Below are 19,902 nucleotides of genomic sequence, written 5' to 3' on the forward strand. Positions count from 1 at the left end.
ATGAAAGGTGATTCGCTTGTCAATCCTTCTTTCGAATAATCTGGAAGTTGCAAGCGATTTCATATTAAAAAAATAAAAAAAGGAAGAGAAGAATGTTTATTCATCATCTTCCACCAATCCTTTATTCGCTTTGACTTTCTTCCTTTTCTTTTGCATTTACATCCAAGTATGTGATGCCTGCCTCATCCAAATCCCTTTTTCGGTGCGCAAGTCTGGATGCTGCGCAAGATGCGATGCTTGCAACGAGATCATCGAGAAATGTGTGTACACCTATCCCTTTTTTCGTATCCAAATCATTAATGATTCCAATCTTATTTTTATCCAAATGGCCGAATGTCGTTACCGCGATGGATCCATAAGTGAAAACCGCGCCTAATGCAATTGTTTCATCCACACCGAAGAGACCTTCGTCAGAATCGACAATTTGCTGGAGAGGGGCTGATAGCTTCCCTTGTTCCGCCAGTTCATCCAGCTCGATGCCGACAAGAATCGCATGCTGCAATTCCCTTTTGCGAAGAACTCTTTCTACGGAGTCTACACATTCAGCAAGGTCAAGTCCTTCATTATAAGGCACCTGCATTTCATAAACGATTTTAGCTACATCCTCTAACGTAACCCCTCTGCGAATGAGCGCTTCTTTAGTTGCTTTCGTGACTACGTCGGAATGGACAATGTTTTTACCAGTGAACATAAATCTTTTCCTCCTCACTCTATCCTTTGCCTGTCACGTATAATATGACAGCCGCCTGTCGGATGATTTCATTACCATGATCATTTTATGTCTTCTGAATTAAACAGGCTATCTGTGCATTATACCTGTACAAGCCCTTATGTTACAATCTTCATACATGAACAACAAGGAGTGACCTATCGATGGAATATGGAAAGATAGAAGAAGTCAACTTTTACAGCAAAGCGCTTGATGAGGAAATGCAGCTCCTCATCCATTTGCCACATCAATATTCACCGCTTTACAAGTACTCCGTTCTGATCGCATCCGACGGCAAAGACTATTTCCAGTACGGGCGAATCGGACGCGTGGCAGACGAATTAGTGCATGAAGGCGATATTAATAACATGATCGTCGTTGGCGTGCCGTATAAAAGTGTCAAAGAACGAAGAAGGATGTATCATCCCGACGGCGACCGCCATAAAGATTACATCCGATTCCTTGCACATGAGCTTGTCCCTTATATCGATGAAAATTATCCGACATACCAAGTTGGCGCCGGCAGAGGATTGATTGGCGATTCATTGGCCGCGACGATTTCATTGCTGACGGCTTTGAAATATCCGAACTGTTTCGGCAAAGTGATCCTCCATTCCCCTTATGTTGATGATTATGTGATGAAGCAAGTGGCTTCGGCAGAAGATACGTCCTCATTTTCCATTTATCACGTAATTGGTGAAGAAGAAACCGAAGTGAAAACGACGGTAGATGGAATACAGGATTTCTTAACACCGAACAGGGAATTAAATAATTTAATCAAAAGAAAAGGGTTTTCCTACTTCTATGAAGAATTTAAAGGGAACCATACATGGAAGTATTGGCAAAAGGACGTTCCACGCGCTATCAAAGAATCTTTTCAAAACGACTGATGACAATAAAGGCAAAATACTGTCCACTCTGCTATAATTAGCTATATGGTGTATGTATCAAACATTTTACGAGGAGGTCTTTTACTATGAAATATGGCGTAGTAGCATTTCCATCAAAGAAACTCCAAGATTTAGCAAACGGGTACAGAAAACGGTATGACCCACATTATGCGCTAATCACACCGCACATGACGATTAAAGGCGTGTTCGATGCTGATGACAAGGAAATCGAGCAAGTAGCGAAAGCAATTCAGGAAGTTGCTAGCAAACATAAACCTTTTGAATTGAATGTATCAAAAGTGAGTACGTTTGCACCTATCACGAATACGATTTTCTTCAAAGTAACAGTTAATGATGATATTCTCGCGCTCCATAAAGACCTGAATGAGGACTTTTTCGGCGATCAGCCGGAATATTCCTTCGTCCCGCATATTACAATCGCTCAAAAACTTACTTCCGGTGAGCATGACGATATCATCGGTCAATTGAAAATGGTAGGCGCAGATCATACAGAGATGATTGATCGCATCCACCTACTCTATCAACTTGAAGATGGTTCTTGGACAGTTTATGAAACTTTCCGACTTGACGGGGTAAACTGAAGATTGATTGAAGTAAAGATCGCCTGTTCAGATTTAGAACGGGAAGACGCGTATCAAGTGCGGAAGAAAGTTTTTGTGGAAGAGCAAGGTGTACCTATTAGTCTTGAAATAGACGAATTCGACAAATCGGCCACCCATTTTATCGTCTACGATGAGAACCAGCCGATCGGAGCTGGGCGCATTAGGGAAATCAATAAAGGTATAGGAAAAGTAGAACGGGTTTGCATTTTAAGGGAATTGCGAGGAAAACATCTCGGTAATTTAATCATGCATGAACTTGAAAAACATGCGAAATCCGTAGGAATGACTAAGATTATTCTGAACGCACAATCCTATGCTGTTCCATTTTATGAAAAACTCGGATACATCGTCACGTCTCCTGAGTTCATGGACGCAGATATCCCACATCGCGCGATGGAAAAGGAAATTACTTCTTAAATGGTGAATTGAAAAAAGCAGATCTGATACCGGAAACGGTTATCAGGTCCGCTTTTTTAGTTTAACTTAAACGTATTCATTCACCGCAAGGCCTTTCCCGACAATCGATGCAATATGAGGTGAAAGGTTTGCAGGATTCGGGTAGATGAACCCTTTCAAATAAGCAGGTCGGTTGTTTTTGAAAGTAGGTTTCTCTTCTTCCATTACTTTTTGTTGTTCTTCAAGAAGTGAGTCTTCGAATTTATCCATCAGTTGTGGATCCAATTTCACTTTTTCGACTCGATCGATATATGCAAAATTGTTACGAACCGTATTCATCCGATTTGCGTACATTTCAGATTGTATTGGTTGGACCGGCAGAAGATAGCCCATTTCCCACACCCCATTCCTTTTTTAAATAGTCTCGGTATCTATACCCTTTTTATAGCTTATGAAACATCATTTGTGAAATATACAGAATTGTATTGATTTCTTCTTGCACAAGGCAACTGAAAGAGTCCTTTAAAGTTTGAATTTTAATAGAATACTGTTGATTAACCGGTTAATTGCCCGTGAGAGATTAATTTTCTTTCGAACGGGACATTAAGAGCCGTTTAATTGACCGCGGGGACCTAAATTCCCCTCGAACGGGACTTTAAAAGCTGTTTAATTGACCGCGGGAACCTAAATTTTCCTCCAACGGGACATTAAGAGCTGTTTAATTGACCATAATGGTTGTTTTTCCAATCCATGGGGCAAAAAAAGCTGCCCAGAAATCAGTTTGCACTGACTTTCCGGACAGCTCCCTTCGCTTTTGTTTATCCCATCATTCTTTGAATGTCATTAATATTTACTGAGTTGCCGTTGTTTACGATTGATCTTACTAATTCGTCTTCCATATGTGGTGGGACGTCTTTGTTCGCCAACCTGCCTACTTTCTTGACGATTTTACGGACTTGCCGCTCATCGCTGAAGTCTGCATATTGGATAGCGTTTGCTAATGCAAAAACTTCTTCCATTGGAACACCTGTTTTTGATTCTATCTTCTTGAAGAATGAGTCATTCATACTCTTTTACCTCCCCCTTAGCAAAAGCTACTGCCAACAATGATTAGCAAGATGAAGAGAACTACAATCAGAACGAATGTGGAACCGCCATATGAGCCTCTTCCTCCGCCATATCCTCCGCCGTATCCGCCGCCACAACCGCCGCCGTATCCTCCGCCGAAGCATCCACCGAACATAAAAATCCCTCCTTCCCTTCCGTCTATCCTATGCAGATAGCGGAGGGAAGAAGGGGGCGTTTGCACAGTTCCATTATAGATTGCCCTTTGGTTTGAAAATAAATGAGGCGATGAAGCCAAAAAGGATGGCTGCACTAATGCCCGAGCTTGTCACTTCAAACATTCCTGTCAAAACGCCGATCAACCCATGTTTTTCAGCTTCAGCGAGTGCTCCGTGGGTTAATGCATTACCAAAGGAAGTAATCGGAATCGTAGCACCTGTTCCAGCGAAGTCGATCAGTGGTTCATAAAGCCCGAAGCCATCCAGTATAGATCCCGCGACGACTAATGTACAAAGTGTATGTGCGGGCGTCATCTTTGCTACATCAAACATTAACTGACCAATGACACATATTAAACCGCCGACTATGAAGGACGTAATGTAAATCGAGAACAATCAAACCACTCATTTCATCGTTAATTCGACCGCGTGCGCAATGCACGGAATCGTATCTCCTTGCTGATAGGATAACGGAGATAAAAGCGCACCTGTCGCAATCAGGAGAACCCTTTTGTATTCCTTGTCCATCATCTTCTTATAGATTTCCGAAAAGTAAACAGCCGCAGAACATCCAGATCCGCTTGCGCCTGCCATGAAATCGGGATTATTTCCGTAAAATTCCTCGCCCGCATCACTGAAGTTCTGGAAATCTTTAATGCCTTGATTGCCGATCAGCTCTTTGTAAATGGTAAAGCCAACCTTACTTAAATCACCTGTCATAATCATGTCATAGTCGCTTGCAGAAGTGTTATGACCTGATAAATGCCGCATCAACGTGTCGGCCGCAGCCGGCGCCATAGCAGCCCCCATATTTAACGGGTCTGTCATGCCCATATCGACAGATTTTCCAAAAGTCCCTCGTTCAATAGAAGGAACTCCTTTTTGATAAGGGGTAATTGCCGCGGCTCCAGCAGCTGTCACTGTCCATTGGGACGTGTCGCCCTTCTGGGAACCATACTCGATTGGATATCGGAATTGCCTTTCGATTGCATTATGCTGGCTGGAAGACCCGGCAACGGCCAGTTTTGACAAGCCCGCCTCTGTTAGTAGAGCAGCTAATAATACAGAGGAAATTGAAGTTGCACATGCCGAGAAAAGGCCGATATACGGAATACCAACCGTTGTAGCGCTAAAATTGGAAGGTGTCATTTGATTGACAAGATCTCCGGTCAATAAAAAATCCGCATCGCTTGGAACTTTATCGACCTTGCTTAGAGCAATCATAATGGCATCTTCCATCAATTTTGCATGACCTTGCTCGTTTGTCTTCATGCCGCACCGTTCATCATCAAACATTTTGTCGAAATTGACATGAAATGGGCTTTTCTTCTCAAGAGGACCTGCTGTTACACCGGTTGCTGCAATGGAAGGAGTCGATGGAAAAGTCAATAGGCCTTTCATTACCATGATACGACCCCTAATTTCACAAGAATTGTCTTAACAAGGGCTACAAGGAAAGCTGAAAAGACACCAAAAAGGATAACAGATCCCGCCAGTTTAAATATATTGCCTCCGACACCGAGCACATACCCTTCCGACTTATGTTCAATTGCCGCCGAGACAACTGCATTTCCAAAGCCGGTGATTGGAACAGATGCCCCTGCTCCGCCAATTTGTCCAATTTTCTTATATAAACCAAAGCCGGTCAAAAGCATAGAGATGAAAATCATCGTTGCGACTGTCGGGTTGCTCGCTGTCCTTTCTGTAAAATCGAAGAAGGTCATATAGAAGAGAGCAATGAATTGTGCAACTAGACAAAAGGCTCCACCTACAAGAAACGCCTTGATGCAATTTTTTAGAATGGGCGGTTTTGGAGTGATCCCTTGCTCTAACTTAGCGTATTTTTTTTGATCCATTATGTCTCTTCCTCCGATAGGGAAATCAAATAGTGAATTTTTTTCTTAATTCCTTTTGCATCGTCTTTTAAAATAAGTTTGTTCGTTTCCGTTAGAATTTTGCTATCTGCAGAAACAAACACCGAGAGATCGGGATACGTTTCCTTCAACTTCTTCTCCAGTTCCTTTGCAATCTTTCTTTTGTTGAACCTGTCAAAGGTCTTCACGCGAACACCTACAATAAGATGGTCTTCATAAAATAGCGCCGCAGCCCCTTTGATACGGTCATCTTTCTTCAGTAAATTTTCCGCTTCGTTCGCATCTTCACCGGTTTGATTTTCCACGGTGAACTCATTCGGAACACATCCCGATAGCAGGAGAAGGATGCAAAGTATGGGCAATAATTGACGAATCATCATCATCCCCTTTTTTTTACAGTATGGCGTTTATACGTGTTTTTTATTCATAGCGTGATGTTTGCCCTATCCCCAAACTACGATACGCATAATGTATAAGGAGTTGAGAAAAGGAGGTGGAATGAATGGGATGTGGAAGAAATGAAGATGTCAGAACTGAGAAGCGTCAAGACAATTGTATTTGCGAGGTGGTCCGTGCCATAAAGCGAGTGCAGGATATCCGCGAAGATGTCGACTGTGACGATTGCAGAACTGACTGTTTCCTGACTCCGCTCGGTAGCCTTGTAAGCCCTACGAGACAACGGGCCAATACGCGTGTCTTCATGCTATTGGACGAAAAAGGTAATCCATTCAAAGCAATGTTCAAGAGAACTAGAAGGTTCGCAGATACGACTGATAACACGACCTCCGAACAAGGTCGAAGAGACTGTGCAACCTGCTTCTCAATTTTCTTCAGAGTGCAGAATGTGTTTGACACTTGCTGTGCTACGATTCAAGTACTTGAACCGCGTGACGCAAGAGGTAAAAGAGTCGACTTATTCAAAGGCGGCAAACTTGACCTTGACGCAGTTTGCGAGGTTGAAAGATTCGAAGCGACTGGAACTTGTTTAACTGTAGATCTATCTTGCTTCTGTGGGATCCAATGTGTTAAGGACGTTTATATTGATTGCGACGACGATTGAAGGAATAACCTGTGATGCTGACTCTGCCCGATCGGAACTCCGATCGGGCAGTTTTTTAATTCAAAAGCGGAGGGCGCCCGCTTAGTCCCGACAAGCGCTGGAGGACATGCCGGAAAGGCGTTTTTTGCCTTTTTGGCATGTCTGAAGCGACTCGAGGGACTGGCGCCCGAAGCTAGTCGAACAGGCACAACACAAGTAAAAAAGCAGAGCGGGTGTTGTTCCGCTCTGCTTTATTATTGCCCATCAAATGACTGTCCCCGCCATAGTATGTCATCTATTTTTGCAATTTCAATTTCTGTCGTAACCTCGTCAGATTCAATCCAAAGCATGTCATCTTCCATTTTTAGAATGTTGCCTTTCAAGATATCCCCTTCCACTACAAACTGCAGAGGGTTATATGCCTGCTTCTGAAATGGTCTGCTTAAATAGCGAATTTTATTCTCAATGACGGGGTTGACAACTTTCGTTTCAGTCTGCAAAGATGAATTGATTTCAATCGTTTCTCTTTCCGGACTCTCACTCGGATAAAACACCGATGTACTTTCTTCTTCAATTATAGTCGTCTTTGTCATCTTTACAAACATCGGCGGACCTTGCACAAATAGTAACGGATCTTTGTAGGAAATGTTGATTCCCCCTTTTTCCGTAGTATATGCGCCTACGAACAATGAAGTTCTTTCCACACTTTTAAAGGCTATTAATGAAGGTCGTCGCCAATCCAAGATAGATGATAATACTGATCAAGTCATTCAATGTTGTAATGAATGGACCTGATGCCACAGCTGGATCGATTTTCATCCGATGCATGAACAACGGAATGAAAGAGCCTGAAATGGTTGCAACAAAGATGGAGACCATGATCGCAACACCGACCAATAAGGCAATGATGAATTCATGTTTCCATACGAAAATAAGGCCAACGACAAAAATCGCACAGACGAGCCCGGTGATTAAACCTGTTCCCGCTTCCCGCAATAAGAGCTTGAACTTGCTTTCATCCTCAACATCTCGCGTCGCAATCCCGCGAACCGCTACCGCCAACGCCTGAGTACCGCTATTTCCCGCCGTCCCGGCAATTAACGGAATGAAAGCCGCTAGTAAAGCGACCTGCGAAATCGTGTCTGTAAATAAATCAATCAAATTCGCTGTCAACATGCCAAGTATGAGAAGAATGATCAGCCATGGAATCCTTTTCTTGGCAGCTGATAAGGAAGTCTTATCGAAGGAGTCCATATTCGAAACGGCTGCGAGCTTGGAGTAGTCGTCCGATGCCTCTTCATCGAGGACGTCGATAATATCATCGACTGTTATAATCCCAAGCATATGATATTGGAAGTCAACGACCGGCACTGCCAATAAATTATAGTCCTGTGTTGTACGAGCGACGTCTTCTTGGTCATCCGAGACTAAAACGCTGACGACACGTTCATTCATAATCGAACGGATCAATGTGTCCTCATCCGTTATAATTAAGTCTCGCAGGGATACGACCCCCGTTAAACGGTTGTCTTCATCGACGACGAAGACATAATAAATCGTTTCGGCTGAAGGGGCTTCATTCCGCAAAATCGTCATCGCTGATCGTACCGTCGAATTTTGCGGGATTGAAACGTATTCTGTCGTCATGATTGAACCAGCTGTATATTCCTCGTAATGCAAGAGCGCCTTAATTTGTGCAGCCGCTTCTTTATTCATTAACGTCAAATAACTGGCTATTTGAGTTTTATCAAGTTCTTTCAGGACATCTACCGCGTTATCGACGAACATGTAAGAAATCATGTCCGCGGCATACGTCGTGTCCATCTCCTGAAGGAACTGTCTATACTCATCTTCATCAATTTCACTTGTCTCGAAAATTTCCGCCAACTCTTTTGGAGAAAGGAAAAAATACATTGTTTTTCGATGATCCTCGTCAACCTTCTCATAGAAAACAGCTCGATCATATGGGTGAAGCGTTAAATATTCGTCACGGAAAGATTTGATATCCTGTTTTTCCAGGGCTTCGATCAATTTTCCTTCATCGATGATAATATCATCGCGTACTTCTTCATTTACAGTCATGGCTGCACCTTCCTTTCCGCTCCGACATGCATGTTTGCATTGAATCAAGGTAATAGTAAGACAACGTATAGTTAAGCAAAGGAGAACTGATGATGAAACTGGATATTATTGGCGACATCCATGGATGCTACGATGAACTGCTCTTACTGATTGAGAAGCTCGGCTATTCATTTGACGCAGGATTGCCCGTACATAAAGATGGGAGACAGCTTGCGTTTGTCGGCGATGCGATGGATCGAGGTCCTTCATCGAAAGAGACACTCGAATTGATGTTTACATTACAGGACAACCATAAACTGATCTATTCCCCCGGGAATCACTGCAATAAACTTTATCGCCTTTCCATCGGCAGAAATGTCCAACAAACACATGGGCTGGAAACGACAATGGCTGAATTGAATGCTTTACCGGCGAAAGACAAAAACCGATTTTCAAATCGTTATAAACGATTTTACGAGGCGCTTCCCTTGTACGAAAATCTGGACGGCGGAAGACTCATTATCGCACATGCGGGAATCCGTGAACAGATGATAAGACAACCTTTTTCAAAAAAAATACAGTCATTTGTCCTTTACGGTGACACCACAGGCGAAACACTCCCCGACGGTCGTCCTGTCAGAAGGGACTGGGCAAAGAAATACGGCGGGAATGCATGGATAGTCTATGGTCATACACCGGTTCTAGAAGCAAGGTTCATTCACAAAACGGTCAACATCGACACCGGTTGCGTGTTCGGAGGAAAACTGACTGCGGTCCGCTATCCGGAAATGGAAATCGTATCAGTTCCATCCCTGCAACCATTCAACCCTGAAAAGTTCACTCATTTTGATTGAACTCACTTAAGCCTCAATTGGAGAAGGTCTAGCGGAAGTTCACTAGTAAACATTAGTGGCTCTCCCGTCAGCGGATGTCGAAATCCGATGGAAGCACAATGCAATGCCTGTCTGCCTAGGATTTCCCGCGAACCGCCGTACAGATCATCGCCGATGAGTGGATGTCCAAGCCATTTCATATGCACCCGAATCTGATGGGTTCGACCTGTAAAGAGCTTAAGAAATACCGAAGTGTACTGCATTTCATTCCGCACAAATCGTTCAAGCACTCGCACATCAGTCCTAGCATATTGTCCATCTTCCCGGACCGTCCGCTCAATGATGCTGCCGTCTTTTCGACCGATAGGCTGTTCAACAACGAAAGCATCCTGTTCTATATACCCTTCCACGAACGCCATATAACCCCGATGAAAACCGACTGTCCTCATCTGTTCACTCAGCAGATGATGGATATGGCGGTTTTTTGCAATGCATACAAGACCCGATGTATCTGTATCCAACCTCGTAACAATATGCACGGTCGAAGGAATCTTTTCAGTCGCGAACTTCCCCGCTACATAATTCGCAACCGTTCCATTCGGATGATCCCGCGACGGAATTGTCCCCTGCCCCGCAGGCTTATTAATGATTAAAATCGCATCGTCTTCATAGAGTATTTCAAGCGGCCCTATTTCGGGAACTAACCCTTCACTTGGCTCTTCAGGAGGGAATTCAACAAGAACTAAATCCCCTCTACACAATATATGCCGTACCGACCGTTCCGCTCCGTTCACAAGCAACTTGCCGCCCTCGTATTTCACTGCTGTCAATGTCCGCTTCGAAATGCCCATCGCTTGTAGGAACTCGCGCAAAAGAATTCTTTCACTATCGACGGTGAATTCCAAAGCGAACCGTTTTTCATTCATCACTTGCAATGAACGAATCATGGACTCTTGTCCAAAACGGGAATGGTCGAAATCTGCCGAAACGGACTTTTTCATCCGCCACTTTATATTCAATCGATTTCACGTCTTTATGCAAAAGCTGCAAATGATCGATCGTCACCATGAAATCCGGTCCATTTACAGGTGTTAAAATACAAGTATGATGGGACGGCAAGACGAGCGGAGAACCGACCGTCCTGAACACCCGATTGTTGATGGACGCCATTTCTGTCAGTTGGATAGCCTCCAAGGATGGGTGGATAATCGCGCCTCCGAGGGCTTTATTATATGCAGTCGAGCCCGATGGCGTTGACATACATAGTCCGTCCCCGCGGAATCTTTCGAAATGCACACCGTTCAATTCCACGTCCATAACAAGCGTCACTTCAGGGGATTTGACCGTCGATTCATTTAAAGCTAGATACGTAGCTGCTTTATCGGTATGGCGATAATTGATCGTCACTTCTAACAAAGGGTATTCAATGACGTTGTATTCTTTTCGTGCAATGGACAGGACTAGCTTTTCCATTTCAGCGGGCTTCCAATCAGCATAGAAGCCGAGATGACCTGTATGGATGCCGATGAATGCCGTGTCTTTCAAACGATGAATATATTTATGGAAAGCATGAAGCAATGTGCCGTCTCCTCCGACTGATAGCACGATATCCGGTTCATTCTCATCGTAGACAAGCCCGAAATCGGTCAAATATCCCTTAGCCTCATCTGTCAATCGATCTGATAATGAATCATTTCTAGTCTGGATTGCAAATTTCATACTGTCACTCCCCTTTCCGGCGCTGTTCACTATAATCTCTCTCAGCGGATTCCTTATAGGCACTGAAATACTTTTGCGCATCGTGGATTTCATCGCGGATGAGCGACATCTCTTCGTCCAGGCTAAAGGCGGCTTCTGCCGCGCGTTCCAGGCGATGCCTAATTTCATCCGGCAATTCCCCTTGATACTTATAATTCAAGGAATGCTCAATCGATGCCCAAAAATTCATTGCCAATGTGCGGATTTGGATTTCCGCAAGTATCAACATTTCACCATGGATTGTTTGGACAGGGTATTCAATGATCATATGATAAGATCGATAGCCGCTTGGTTTTTTATTTGAAATATAATCTCTTTCTTCCACTACACGCATATCCGACCGGCTACGCAGCGTATCGACCACTTTTCCAATATCATCGACGAACTGGCACATTATTCGGAGACCCGCTATATCAGGCAATTCTTTTGCAAGCTCTGCCGAAGGTTTGAATGGAATGCCTTTTTCAAGCGTTTTGTCGTAGATGCTGGCAAGCGGTTTTAGTCGTCCGGTTACGAACTCCACTGGCATATGGACACCCTCAAGATGATATTGCGCGCGCAACCCCTTCAATTTCACTTTCAATTCCGCAACAGCTTGTTTATACGGTTCAAGAAATTGTTTCCATTCCTTCATCAGTAGCCCTCCCGACTAGTAGTTGATGCTTTGACTTTGAAGGAAGGCTTCGAACTCATGCTCCACTGCAGTCGTAAATGCCTCTCCGTAATTGTCGTTGCCTTCAATATTATAAACGAGCATTGTTAGCTCTTCTATAAAGCCGGGCAAAGGAATTGATTCGCCGTTCCAGATGAGGGCCGGATCGTCATCACCTTGCAGCACTTGTGCCATAAAAGCCCATGTATCCCTTGGAAAATGTATGTAAGCATAACCTTCCTCGTCATCCAATAAATAGACAAAGGCAATTTCTTCAGAATCTGTTATCATTTTTTCAGATGGTGTTCCGTTCGGACGCTTCGCTTCTGAGTCCAATAAAAATTGAATGGTGTCACCGTTTTTCTGGCCTTTTATCACTTGGTTTTGTACTCGCATATGTCTTCTTCCTTTCAATGATCATACGTTTAGTCTACCATATGAGAGGCTCCTATGCAGTCTGTAGCATGCGTTTTTGCCCAATACTTGATATACTTGATTCAGAAGGAACTTCAGCAAGTAGAAAAGAAAGGAAGTAACAGCATGGATGCGCGGATTATACGCACGTTGATGGATATACAGGCGATGCAGACGTTAGGTTCGGTGCAGTCTTTGACGACCAATGAGCAAACGAGTTCTTCATTGTTCAGCACGATGCTTAATGAGCTGATGGGCGGCACGGAAAGCGAGTCATCTTGGGCCAGTATGCTTCCACAACAGTCATTCGGCATGCTGAGCGGGCTTCAAACAATGGAAGGCTTGCAATATGCCGGAACAAATGGTGTTTACTTGCCAAATGGGATCGAAGCTGCCTTTAGCCAATATGCCGGACAATTTAACAGTGAATCTCCCGTTTCTATGAACGGGAATGGATATAGCGATTTTATAAAGCAAGCGGCGGCGAAATATAGATTACCTGAAAACTTGATAGCATCCGTCATTAAGCAAGAATCCAATTTTAATAGCACCGCTGTCAGCGGCGCTGGAGCGATGGGCTTAATGCAACTCATGCCTGGGACTGCAAGATTATTAGGTGTAAATGATCGTCTAGACCCTGAACAGAATATTATGGGCGGCGCAAAATACTTGCGGCAAATGCTTGACCAGTTCGGCAATGTGGAATTGGCATTAGCAGCTTATAACGCTGGTCCCGGAAATGTTAAAAAATATGGAGGAATCCCTCCTTTTAAAGAAACTGAGCAATACGTTTCCAAAGTGCTAAACTATTATAATCATTTCGAAGTCTGACAGCTTTTCTTTCACACGAAGGCAATTTATTTGTGAAAGAAATGTTTGGTTGATAAAATGTCCATACAGTCAGAGCAAAGGAGATTGACATACATGACTCGAAAACCTTTGATTCCTTATGAGGAAATCGGTGCTGAAAAATTATCTGAGCTCATCGATCGTTTTTATGAAAAAGTGGCTGTCCACCCGGACTTATATCCGATTTTCCCTGAAGACCTGACGGAAACAGCACGAAAGCAGAAACAATTTCAAACACAATATTTAGGCGGACCGAATTTATTCACGGAAGAACACGGACATCCGATGATGAAGGCGCGTCATATGCCTTTCCCGATAACCCCCACACGTGCAAAAGCGTGGCTCGCTTGCATGAAGGAAGCGATGGATGATGTAGAACTCGAAGGACCACTTCGTGAAGTGTATTATCAACGACTCGTTTTAACCGCGAATCATATGGTGAACAGAAACGAGGAGGATGAGCGGTGAACCGGGAAACTATGTTGGAAAACTGTGTCACTTCCACAGCATCCTTGTCAAAGCCGATTGAAGTCTATGCATTCGTCGATCCATTATGCAGCAAAAGCTGGGCACTCCAACCTTTGCTTCGTAAATTGCAGATCGAGTATGAAAAGTATTTCACGTTAAAAATTGTGCTTCGAACTTCATTGCCGAAGATGAACTTAACTTGTTTAAACGATAAAAACGACTTAACAGCATGCGACAAACATCATCCGGCTTTTCCAAGCATCGCAATGAAAGCGGCCGAGTTTCAAGGAAAGCGAGCAGGTTTCCGTTTTCTTTCAAAGTTGTATGAATACACATATGTAAAATCGAGAAACGTCCTTTCCTTTTCAGTGCTCGTCGAGATTGCAGAAAATCTAGGCTTGGACGTCGATGAATTCATCCTCGATTTTTCATCGCACAATGTAGTTCGTTCACTGCAAGTGGACTTGTATTTAGCAAACGAAATGGAAGTCGACGATGCACCGTCTTTCGTATTCTTCAATGAAAACATCGAGGACGAAGGATTGAAGGTGAACGGGCTTCATTCCTATGAAATTTACGTTCAAATTTTAGAAGAAATGGTCGGAAATCCAATTACACCGGATGCTCCCCCATCGCTCGATGACCTGTTCCAACGTTTTGACACACTTGCCACAAAAGAGATCGCCGAAATCTACCATATCCCGGAAAAGTCGGCAGAACGAGAATTGAAAAAGCAACTTCTGATGCAAAAGATCGAAAGACTGCCAATGAACAACATGACCCTTTGGCGCAAACGAATTGTTTAGCAATTAATACGATAGCAGATGCCTGGATTGATCAGGCATCTGTTTTTTTGTTGGAATTGGATGCTGGATGGTCTTCTTTAGACGCGAGACGGATCGCTTTGGACGTGGAGTTGCTCACTTTGGACGGGGCTAATAAGTAGTATGTATAAATACGAAAAGAGCATCCGCTCCTGGGGGAGAGGGATGCTCTTTATCAAAGGGAATGGGAGAAATGTTCACGTTCAAACAAAAGGGGTGTATGTTTGGTTTGTGATTTATTTCACATCTATAATTTATCATGAAATAATAGTTAAAGCAACATTTCACATGAAAATTCACATCTCTGTCACAAACATTTTTCACGACAAAACCTATACCTAAAGAATCAGAGGGCGATAGAACAATCGTATTTACATAAAAACCAATAATGTAAGCGCTTCATCTTTTGTTATATGGATATAACTGGCTGCACAAAAAAAGTCCGACCTAATTGCAGTCGGACTTCTTTCCATTATTGTTTATTCAACAACGCTTCTAATTCATTCAGTCTTTCTTCGAACACTTTGCACGCCTCTTCGATTGGTGTTGTGCTCGTCATATCGACGCCCGCTTTTTTAAGAACTTCAATCGGATAGTCGGATGAGCCGGCTTTCAAGAAATTGTTGATATAACGGTCGACAGCTGGCTGCCCTTCCGTCAGGATTTGGTTGCTCAATGCAACTGCTGCACTGAAACCTGTCGCATATTGGTAAACATAATAATTGTAGTAGAAGTGAGGAATACGTGCCCATTCAAGAGCAATTTCCGCGTCAGTTTCAACAGCTTCTCCGAAATACTTCGCGTTTAACGCAGCATATTCTTCGGATAGTTTATCGGCCGTTAAAGCAACGCCCTCCTGGTCAAGCTGATAGATCCGATGCTCGAATTCCGCAAACATCGTCTGACGGAATACAGTGCCACGGAATCCTTCTAGCCAATGATTCAGCAGATAAATGCGTTTTTGCTCATCATCGATCGTTTTCAATAAATGATCATTCAAAATCGCCTCGTTCACAGTGGAAGCGACTTCCGCAACAAAGATGGAGTAACCGCTATAATTATACGGTTGCGTCTTGCGGGAATAATAACTATGGACACTATGACCGAATTCATGTGCCAGTGTGAATAAATTATTGACATTATCATGCCAGTTCATAAGAATGTATGGGTTCGTTCCATATGAACCAGATGAATAAGCGCCTGAACGCTTCCCTTTATTCTCGCGTACGTCTACCCAACGGTTTTCAAGTCCTTCTTGAACGATGGATTTATATTCTTCCCCTAGTGGATGGAAGCTATCCAGCATCGTTCCAGTCGCTTCCTCGTAAGGTACTTTCATTTCCACGTCTTTAACCATCGGCGCGAACATGTCCCACATATGAAGCTCGTTTAACTCAAGCACTTTTTTGCGCAACGCAACGTAACGGTGGTGCAAGCCAAGATTTTTATTAATGGTGTTGACGAGGTTATCGTAAACCTGTTCAGGAATATGATTTGCAGCTAATGCCGCTTCACGCGCAGAAGAGTACTTCCGAATACGAGCGTACACATTATTCTTTTTCACGTTCCCGCTCAATGTCGATGCGAATGTATTCTTGAATTCGCCGTACTTGCTGTACATCGCTTTGAACGCCTCTTCCCGCACTTTAGGGTCTTTACTTTCAAGGAAACGGATATAACGTCCGTGTGAGAGCTCAGACTCCTCGCCATCTTCGTCCTTCACCATCGGGAATGTCAAATCAGCATTGTTCAGCATGCTGAACGTTTCGGACGAACTGCCTGTCACCTCGCCCATTTGCGCAAGGATTGCTTCCTGTTCAGCCGGAAGGATATGAGCGCGATAAGCATTCACTTCCTCGAACTCATGCTTGTACACATTCAAGTTTTCATTGTTCTCGGCAAGGCTAGTCAGTTCCGCCTCAGAGATTGTCAACAATTCCGGAGTGAAATAAGAAAGCGCTGTCGAAACTTTAACGTACAAAGATTTCGCACGGCTTTCCATCGCCTGGTAGAAGCTGTTTGTCGTGTCTTGATCGCCTTTCAAATGAGCATACGTATACAGCTTGCCCATCCGCTGATATAACGCATCGCGGTAGGAAAGCGCTTCGAACAATGCATCGGCGCCATTGCTCAGCGTTCCTTTATAGGATTCAGCCTTCACTAAAAGTTCTTCAATCCCTTTGAATTCCTGTTCCCAAGCGTCATCTGTCGCAAAAATATCTTCAAGACGCCAAGTCTCTTCTACATTCACTTGATCACGTGTTAATACTTTGTTTTTCACTTCAGTTGTCATCCAAAATCCTCCCTATCCTCTTTCTTCGTAAAACGAATCATTTTCATTCTCTCAATTCCTTCCTTCATTTGCAAGAAATCTTTCTGAAATTAAATACAAAATCCCCTTTTCACTGAAGTCTGTTTTATTCCAAAGGGAATCAAACCCATACCGCTTAAGAAATGAAATATATTTTTGGCAAGCAATGATTTTTTTCTCTGTCGGATTTTCAAAACCGTACACAAATCGCCAAAGGATCCTCACTGTCATATCCTGCGTTTGCAACCGATTCCGCTTCATAAAATAAATGAGTCGCATCTGCCACTCAACATCGGCTTCACGGAACGTACGGTTTTCCGATAGAGGCACCCCAATATATGGCGGCAGTTTGGATGGCGAAATTCTCATTTCATAGCAGCTTCTTAAGAATGGATCATTAATGCCTTTTCGATTCAATAAAATCCATCTTTCAAGTTTTTCTCTGCGTTTTAAACGATACAGTCTGGCATACTGCTTCACCTCTTCCTCGGAAGGTATTTTCGGGCGGACAAACGGGAAAAATTGAAAACCGATTGGCAAAATATGATGCATGCCAATATACCGCTGGCCTGCTATATGTAACAAACTAGTAAAGTAGTGAAATGTTTTCATGTAGGGATTAAAGGTAAGGAGCACTTCTCCTTCAGGCGGGGTGTTGACGATAAACCATTCCTGAAACTTAGAAAAATGGAATAGGCCTACACCTTGGGGGATTGCTGCGAATTTTGCCGGGGTATGCAAAATCCAAATAGGCGTCATACCGGTCTTCCGGTATCCATCCGTCCGTTCCTCTAATAGGGGGATAGGAACGGTGCTGCATTGAAACTCAATCGGAACGTTAGCTGTTTTCGACGTAACAATGAGATCGGGGCGTTGCGAAATCTCTTTTAAAAACGGTTCCAACCTGACGTTTTGTGAACGCGCTGTCAGCAATTGATGCAATAACAGTTTGCCTTTTAAATGTTGCGGTGATTCTCCTTCTGAAAAAGAGGCACTGCAAGATGAATCCTTTTGATGTGCAAAATGAGGAACGACGATGTCGCCGACTTTCAACAAGAGAGGGCTTTTACATTGCGGACAATAAAACCGACGCTTCCCTCTCCACTTCCGAATTTCCTCTTTATCCAAATCTGAAGACAAAATAATCATCTGGCCATCTTCCGTGCTGGCTGTTAAAATTTTCATCCCACTCCTTTCAACGTAATTGTAAGAATTTTAAATTAAAATTGCAAACAATATGAAGTTGGAATTATATTTATGTGAATGGCAGTGATATATTTTGCACAAAAAAAGCTGTCCCCGAATTAAAAGGGACAGCTTTGATTACTCATTCACCAAAATATTTATGAACGGTTTCCAAAACATCGGATTCCATAATGATTTTGCCATATTCCTCTAGCCGATGGATCGTAACTTGGGACAAGGAACCATATTCTGAAATGATACTGCAGAAATCGGATTTATCTTCATCATCCATTTCAGCTTCATCATAAATGACATGCATATAGAACTTATTTTCGAATGAATAGAGAGATGATTTTACTGAGTATGGGGGAATTTTTTTCGATAATGGAATCAGATTCTCGAACTCCTCAAACACGAACATATCGGAAGTCCATACAACAGGTTCGTCGTTTAATTCATTCATAAGTTGTTCGGGATTCGTGAACATACTAGGATCCGGCTCATAATGTTTTCTCGGATCATCCATTCCAAAATGAGCATCAGCATTATCGTCATCCGAAACTTGTGCGCGTGTTACGGTTACTTCGATCCCATTATTCATCGCATGGACTTGGATCCACAATGGACCTTCAATTTCAAATTCGGTCTCATCATTGATTTCATCCATCATCTCCCAGAAGAGCTCTTCGCTTTTGTCGCGATTATACCATACCTCTTCACGCGTAAAACCCCGTTCTTCAATGTCTATATACGATAAATAAAACTTTACGGTATTATCATTGATACGCTCTATTTCCATCCCTTTTCTCTCCCTTCCTTACAAATAGGCTCGCGCCTACTTTTTTATTTTCGCAATAAACCTGCAATGCTTATTCTTACTATATGACCGTCTGCAAGATTTTGAAAGGGTTTCCTCTTGGGAGTTCCAATAATGATAGCAGATGAAATGAACACGAGCAAATAAAGCGTAGTAATTAAAAAGCTGATAGGGTTCTGACATATTTGCCTGTCAACTCCCTATCAGCTGTACTATGTCTTAAATTAGTTTACCATACGCCGCGCTTCAAGCAGCTGATAGGCCCTTACTTTTCTTGGTAGGAAGCGTCTGATTTCATCTTCATTATACCCTACCTGAAGTCTTTTTTCATCAAGAATGATTGGTCTTCTTAATAGGCCTGGATGTTCTTGAATCAATTCATATAAACGCTGTAGTGGAAGGCTTTCCACATCTACATTCAATTTTTGGAAGATCTTCGAACGTGTTGAAATGATTTCATCCGTTCCATCTTCAGTCATACGTAGGATTTGTTTAATTTCATCGATATTCAAAGGCTCTGAAAAAATATTGCGTTCAGAGTATGGAATTTCATGTTCTTCCAACCATGCCTTCGCTTTTCTACATGATGTGCAACTAGGTGAGGTAAATAATGTAACTCCCATTCGCTGACACTTCCTTTCAGTCGGCTTGCTCGTTTTTATTTATAAACCAAATTAGAATCATTTTAAAGTAATGAACTTACCTATCATTATACACGTATTCATTCTCAATGAATACACTTTTTCAAAAAAAAGTGATACAGCTCTTTCCTTTGTCACATTTCCGCAATAATATAAGGTTTGCAGCTCCTTTGGTTATGTACTTTTACACTTCTCTACTGTTATACCCGGTGAATGGAACGTTTAAACATTTCCATATCAAAAAAGTCATTTTCTCATTTAGAAATCACTGAGTG

At 42.9% G+C, this 19,902-nt stretch carries 26 protein-coding genes; 8 read left to right on the top strand and 18 right to left on the bottom strand.

The genetic code is table 11. The features are described from left to right. Positions 1-121: 121 nt before the first annotated feature. On the bottom strand, positions 122-691 hold the full coding sequence (locus tag SLU01_RS06075; RefSeq protein ID WP_147056334.1) for a phosphatidylglycerophosphatase A family protein: 570 nt from the start codon (positions 689-691) through the stop codon (positions 122-124). 182 nt (positions 692-873) lie between these two features. Between SLU01_RS06075 and SLU01_RS06080 the strand changes: the two genes are divergently transcribed. The 3 genes from SLU01_RS06080 to SLU01_RS06090 all read left to right on the top strand — a co-directional run bounded on the left by SLU01_RS06080 (position 874) and on the right by SLU01_RS06090 (position 2,639). Next, entirely contained in the window at positions 874-1,599 is a 726-nt protein-coding gene (locus SLU01_RS06080) for an alpha/beta hydrolase (RefSeq protein WP_147056336.1), read from the top strand. Positions 1,600-1,685: 86 nt separating this feature from the next. After that, on the top strand, positions 1,686-2,201 hold the full coding sequence (locus tag SLU01_RS06085; protein ID WP_147056338.1) for a YjcG family protein: 516 nt from the start codon (positions 1,686-1,688) through the stop codon (positions 2,199-2,201). Between the two features lie 3 nt (positions 2,202-2,204). Beyond that, positions 2,205-2,639, top strand: coding sequence for a GNAT family N-acetyltransferase (locus SLU01_RS06090; protein ID WP_147056340.1), 435 nt, complete (start codon positions 2,205-2,207; stop codon positions 2,637-2,639). Between the two features lie 66 nt (positions 2,640-2,705). Here SLU01_RS06090 and SLU01_RS06095 read toward each other — a convergent pair whose 3' ends face one another. The 7 genes from SLU01_RS06095 to SLU01_RS06125 form a co-directional block, all read right to left on the bottom strand. Beyond that, a complete protein-coding gene (locus SLU01_RS06095; RefSeq protein ID WP_147056342.1) occupies positions 2,706-3,011 on the bottom strand; it encodes a hypothetical protein in 306 nt (101 codons plus the stop codon). A gap of 425 nt (positions 3,012-3,436) precedes the next feature. Continuing rightward, on the bottom strand, positions 3,437-3,685 hold the full coding sequence (locus SLU01_RS06100) for a stage VI sporulation protein F (protein WP_147056344.1): 249 nt from the start codon (positions 3,683-3,685) through the stop codon (positions 3,437-3,439). Positions 3,686-3,702: 17 nt separating this feature from the next. Then, positions 3,703-3,861 (bottom strand): YjcZ family sporulation protein, encoded by a 159-nt coding sequence (locus SLU01_RS06105; protein WP_147056346.1) that lies wholly within the window; start codon positions 3,859-3,861, stop codon positions 3,703-3,705. 73 nt (positions 3,862-3,934) lie between these two features. Beyond that, complete coding sequence (spoVAE, locus tag SLU01_RS06110; protein ID WP_373866397.1) at positions 3,935-4,288, bottom strand: stage V sporulation protein AE; 354 nt, start codon at positions 4,286-4,288, stop codon at positions 3,935-3,937. Positions 4,289-4,306: 18 nt separating this feature from the next. Then, a complete protein-coding gene (locus tag SLU01_RS06115) occupies positions 4,307-5,308 on the bottom strand; it encodes a beta-ketoacyl-[acyl-carrier-protein] synthase family protein (RefSeq protein WP_147056352.1) in 1,002 nt (333 codons plus the stop codon). Beyond that, positions 5,302-5,757 carry a stage V sporulation protein AC gene (gene spoVAC / locus SLU01_RS06120; protein ID WP_147056354.1) on the bottom strand — a complete coding sequence of 152 codons (456 nt, stop codon included), beginning with the start codon at positions 5,755-5,757 and terminating at the stop codon, positions 5,302-5,304. Before spoVAC ends, SLU01_RS06115 begins: the two co-directional genes overlap by 7 nt. Next, positions 5,757-6,152, bottom strand: a complete 396-nt coding sequence (locus tag SLU01_RS06125; RefSeq protein ID WP_147056356.1) for a YhcN/YlaJ family sporulation lipoprotein — start codon at positions 6,150-6,152, stop codon at positions 5,757-5,759. Before SLU01_RS06125 ends, spoVAC begins: the two co-directional genes overlap by 1 nt. A 125-nt stretch (positions 6,153-6,277) precedes the next feature. Here SLU01_RS06125 and SLU01_RS06130 point away from each other — a divergent pair, with 125 nt between their 5' ends. After that, entirely contained in the window at positions 6,278-6,835 is a 558-nt protein-coding gene (locus tag SLU01_RS06130) for a CotY/CotZ family spore coat protein (protein ID WP_147056358.1), read from the top strand. A 233-nt stretch (positions 6,836-7,068) separates the two neighbouring features. Here SLU01_RS06130 and SLU01_RS06135 read toward each other — a convergent pair whose 3' ends face one another. After that, positions 7,069-7,503, bottom strand: coding sequence for a hypothetical protein (locus SLU01_RS06135; RefSeq protein ID WP_147056360.1), 435 nt, complete (start codon positions 7,501-7,503; stop codon positions 7,069-7,071). 19 nt (positions 7,504-7,522) lie between these two features. Further along, complete coding sequence (mgtE, locus tag SLU01_RS06140; RefSeq protein ID WP_147056362.1) at positions 7,523-8,896, bottom strand: magnesium transporter; 1,374 nt, start codon at positions 8,894-8,896, stop codon at positions 7,523-7,525. Between the two features lie 92 nt (positions 8,897-8,988). On the opposite strand from mgtE, the gene prpE reads away from it, so the two are divergent. Then, positions 8,989-9,729, top strand: coding sequence for a bis(5'-nucleosyl)-tetraphosphatase PrpE (gene prpE, locus SLU01_RS06145; RefSeq protein WP_147056364.1), 741 nt, complete (start codon positions 8,989-8,991; stop codon positions 9,727-9,729). A gap of 2 nt (positions 9,730-9,731) precedes the next feature. Here the strand turns inward: prpE and SLU01_RS06150 are convergent, their stop codons facing one another. The 4 genes from SLU01_RS06150 to SLU01_RS06165 are packed head-to-tail and all read right to left on the bottom strand — an operon-like array spanning position 9,732 to position 12,514. Continuing rightward, the gene (locus tag SLU01_RS06150) at positions 9,732-10,655 is read right to left on the bottom strand and encodes an RluA family pseudouridine synthase (protein WP_147056366.1); all 924 of its coding nucleotides are present in this window, start codon (positions 10,653-10,655) and stop codon (positions 9,732-9,734) included. Further along, positions 10,627-11,520, bottom strand: coding sequence for an NAD kinase (locus tag SLU01_RS06155; protein ID WP_373866395.1), 894 nt, complete (start codon positions 11,518-11,520; stop codon positions 10,627-10,629). Before SLU01_RS06155 ends, SLU01_RS06150 begins: the two co-directional genes overlap by 29 nt. Continuing rightward, the gene (gene yjbM, locus SLU01_RS06160) at positions 11,432-12,100 is read right to left on the bottom strand and encodes a GTP diphosphokinase (RefSeq protein ID WP_147056370.1); all 669 of its coding nucleotides are present in this window, start codon (positions 12,098-12,100) and stop codon (positions 11,432-11,434) included. The genes SLU01_RS06155 and yjbM overlap by 89 nt, the downstream gene beginning before the upstream one ends. A gap of 15 nt (positions 12,101-12,115) precedes the next feature. Beyond that, positions 12,116-12,514: a UPF0738 family protein gene (locus tag SLU01_RS06165; RefSeq protein ID WP_147056372.1), complete on the bottom strand. Its 399-nt coding sequence runs from the start codon at positions 12,512-12,514 to the stop codon at positions 12,116-12,118. 144 nt (positions 12,515-12,658) lie between these two features. Between SLU01_RS06165 and SLU01_RS06170 the strand changes: the two genes are divergently transcribed. The 3 genes from SLU01_RS06170 (at position 12,659) to SLU01_RS06180 (ending at position 14,655) form a co-directional block, all read left to right on the top strand. Continuing rightward, the gene (locus tag SLU01_RS06170) at positions 12,659-13,363 is read left to right on the top strand and encodes a lytic transglycosylase domain-containing protein (protein WP_147056374.1); all 705 of its coding nucleotides are present in this window, start codon (positions 12,659-12,661) and stop codon (positions 13,361-13,363) included. 93 nt (positions 13,364-13,456) lie between these two features. Continuing rightward, positions 13,457-13,849 carry a globin domain-containing protein gene (locus SLU01_RS06175; RefSeq protein ID WP_147056376.1) on the top strand — a complete coding sequence of 131 codons (393 nt, stop codon included), beginning with the start codon at positions 13,457-13,459 and terminating at the stop codon, positions 13,847-13,849. Next, positions 13,846-14,655 carry a DsbA family protein gene (locus tag SLU01_RS06180; RefSeq protein ID WP_246110901.1) on the top strand — a complete coding sequence of 270 codons (810 nt, stop codon included), beginning with the start codon at positions 13,846-13,848 and terminating at the stop codon, positions 14,653-14,655. The genes SLU01_RS06175 and SLU01_RS06180 overlap by 4 nt, the downstream gene beginning before the upstream one ends. A gap of 490 nt (positions 14,656-15,145) precedes the next feature. On the opposite strand, the gene pepF is transcribed toward SLU01_RS06180, so the two are convergent. The 4 genes from pepF to spxA all read right to left on the bottom strand — a co-directional run bounded on the left by pepF (position 15,146) and on the right by spxA (position 19,609). After that, a complete protein-coding gene (pepF, locus tag SLU01_RS06185; RefSeq protein WP_174842618.1) occupies positions 15,146-16,966 on the bottom strand; it encodes an oligoendopeptidase F in 1,821 nt (606 codons plus the stop codon). A gap of 51 nt (positions 16,967-17,017) precedes the next feature. Then, positions 17,018-18,169 carry a competence protein CoiA gene (locus tag SLU01_RS06190; RefSeq protein WP_147056378.1) on the bottom strand — a complete coding sequence of 384 codons (1,152 nt, stop codon included), beginning with the start codon at positions 18,167-18,169 and terminating at the stop codon, positions 17,018-17,020. A gap of 142 nt (positions 18,170-18,311) precedes the next feature. Continuing rightward, the gene (mecA, locus tag SLU01_RS06195) at positions 18,312-18,968 is read right to left on the bottom strand and encodes an adaptor protein MecA (RefSeq protein ID WP_147056380.1); all 657 of its coding nucleotides are present in this window, start codon (positions 18,966-18,968) and stop codon (positions 18,312-18,314) included. Positions 18,969-19,210: 242 nt separating this feature from the next. After that, positions 19,211-19,609: a transcriptional regulator SpxA gene (spxA, locus tag SLU01_RS06200; protein WP_060206922.1), complete on the bottom strand. Its 399-nt coding sequence runs from the start codon at positions 19,607-19,609 to the stop codon at positions 19,211-19,213. Positions 19,610-19,902 lie beyond the last annotated feature (293 nt).

Source organism: Sporosarcina luteola, from assembly GCF_007991495.1.
In the GTDB taxonomy this organism is placed as follows: domain Bacteria; phylum Bacillota; class Bacilli; order Bacillales_A; family Planococcaceae; genus Sporosarcina; species Sporosarcina luteola.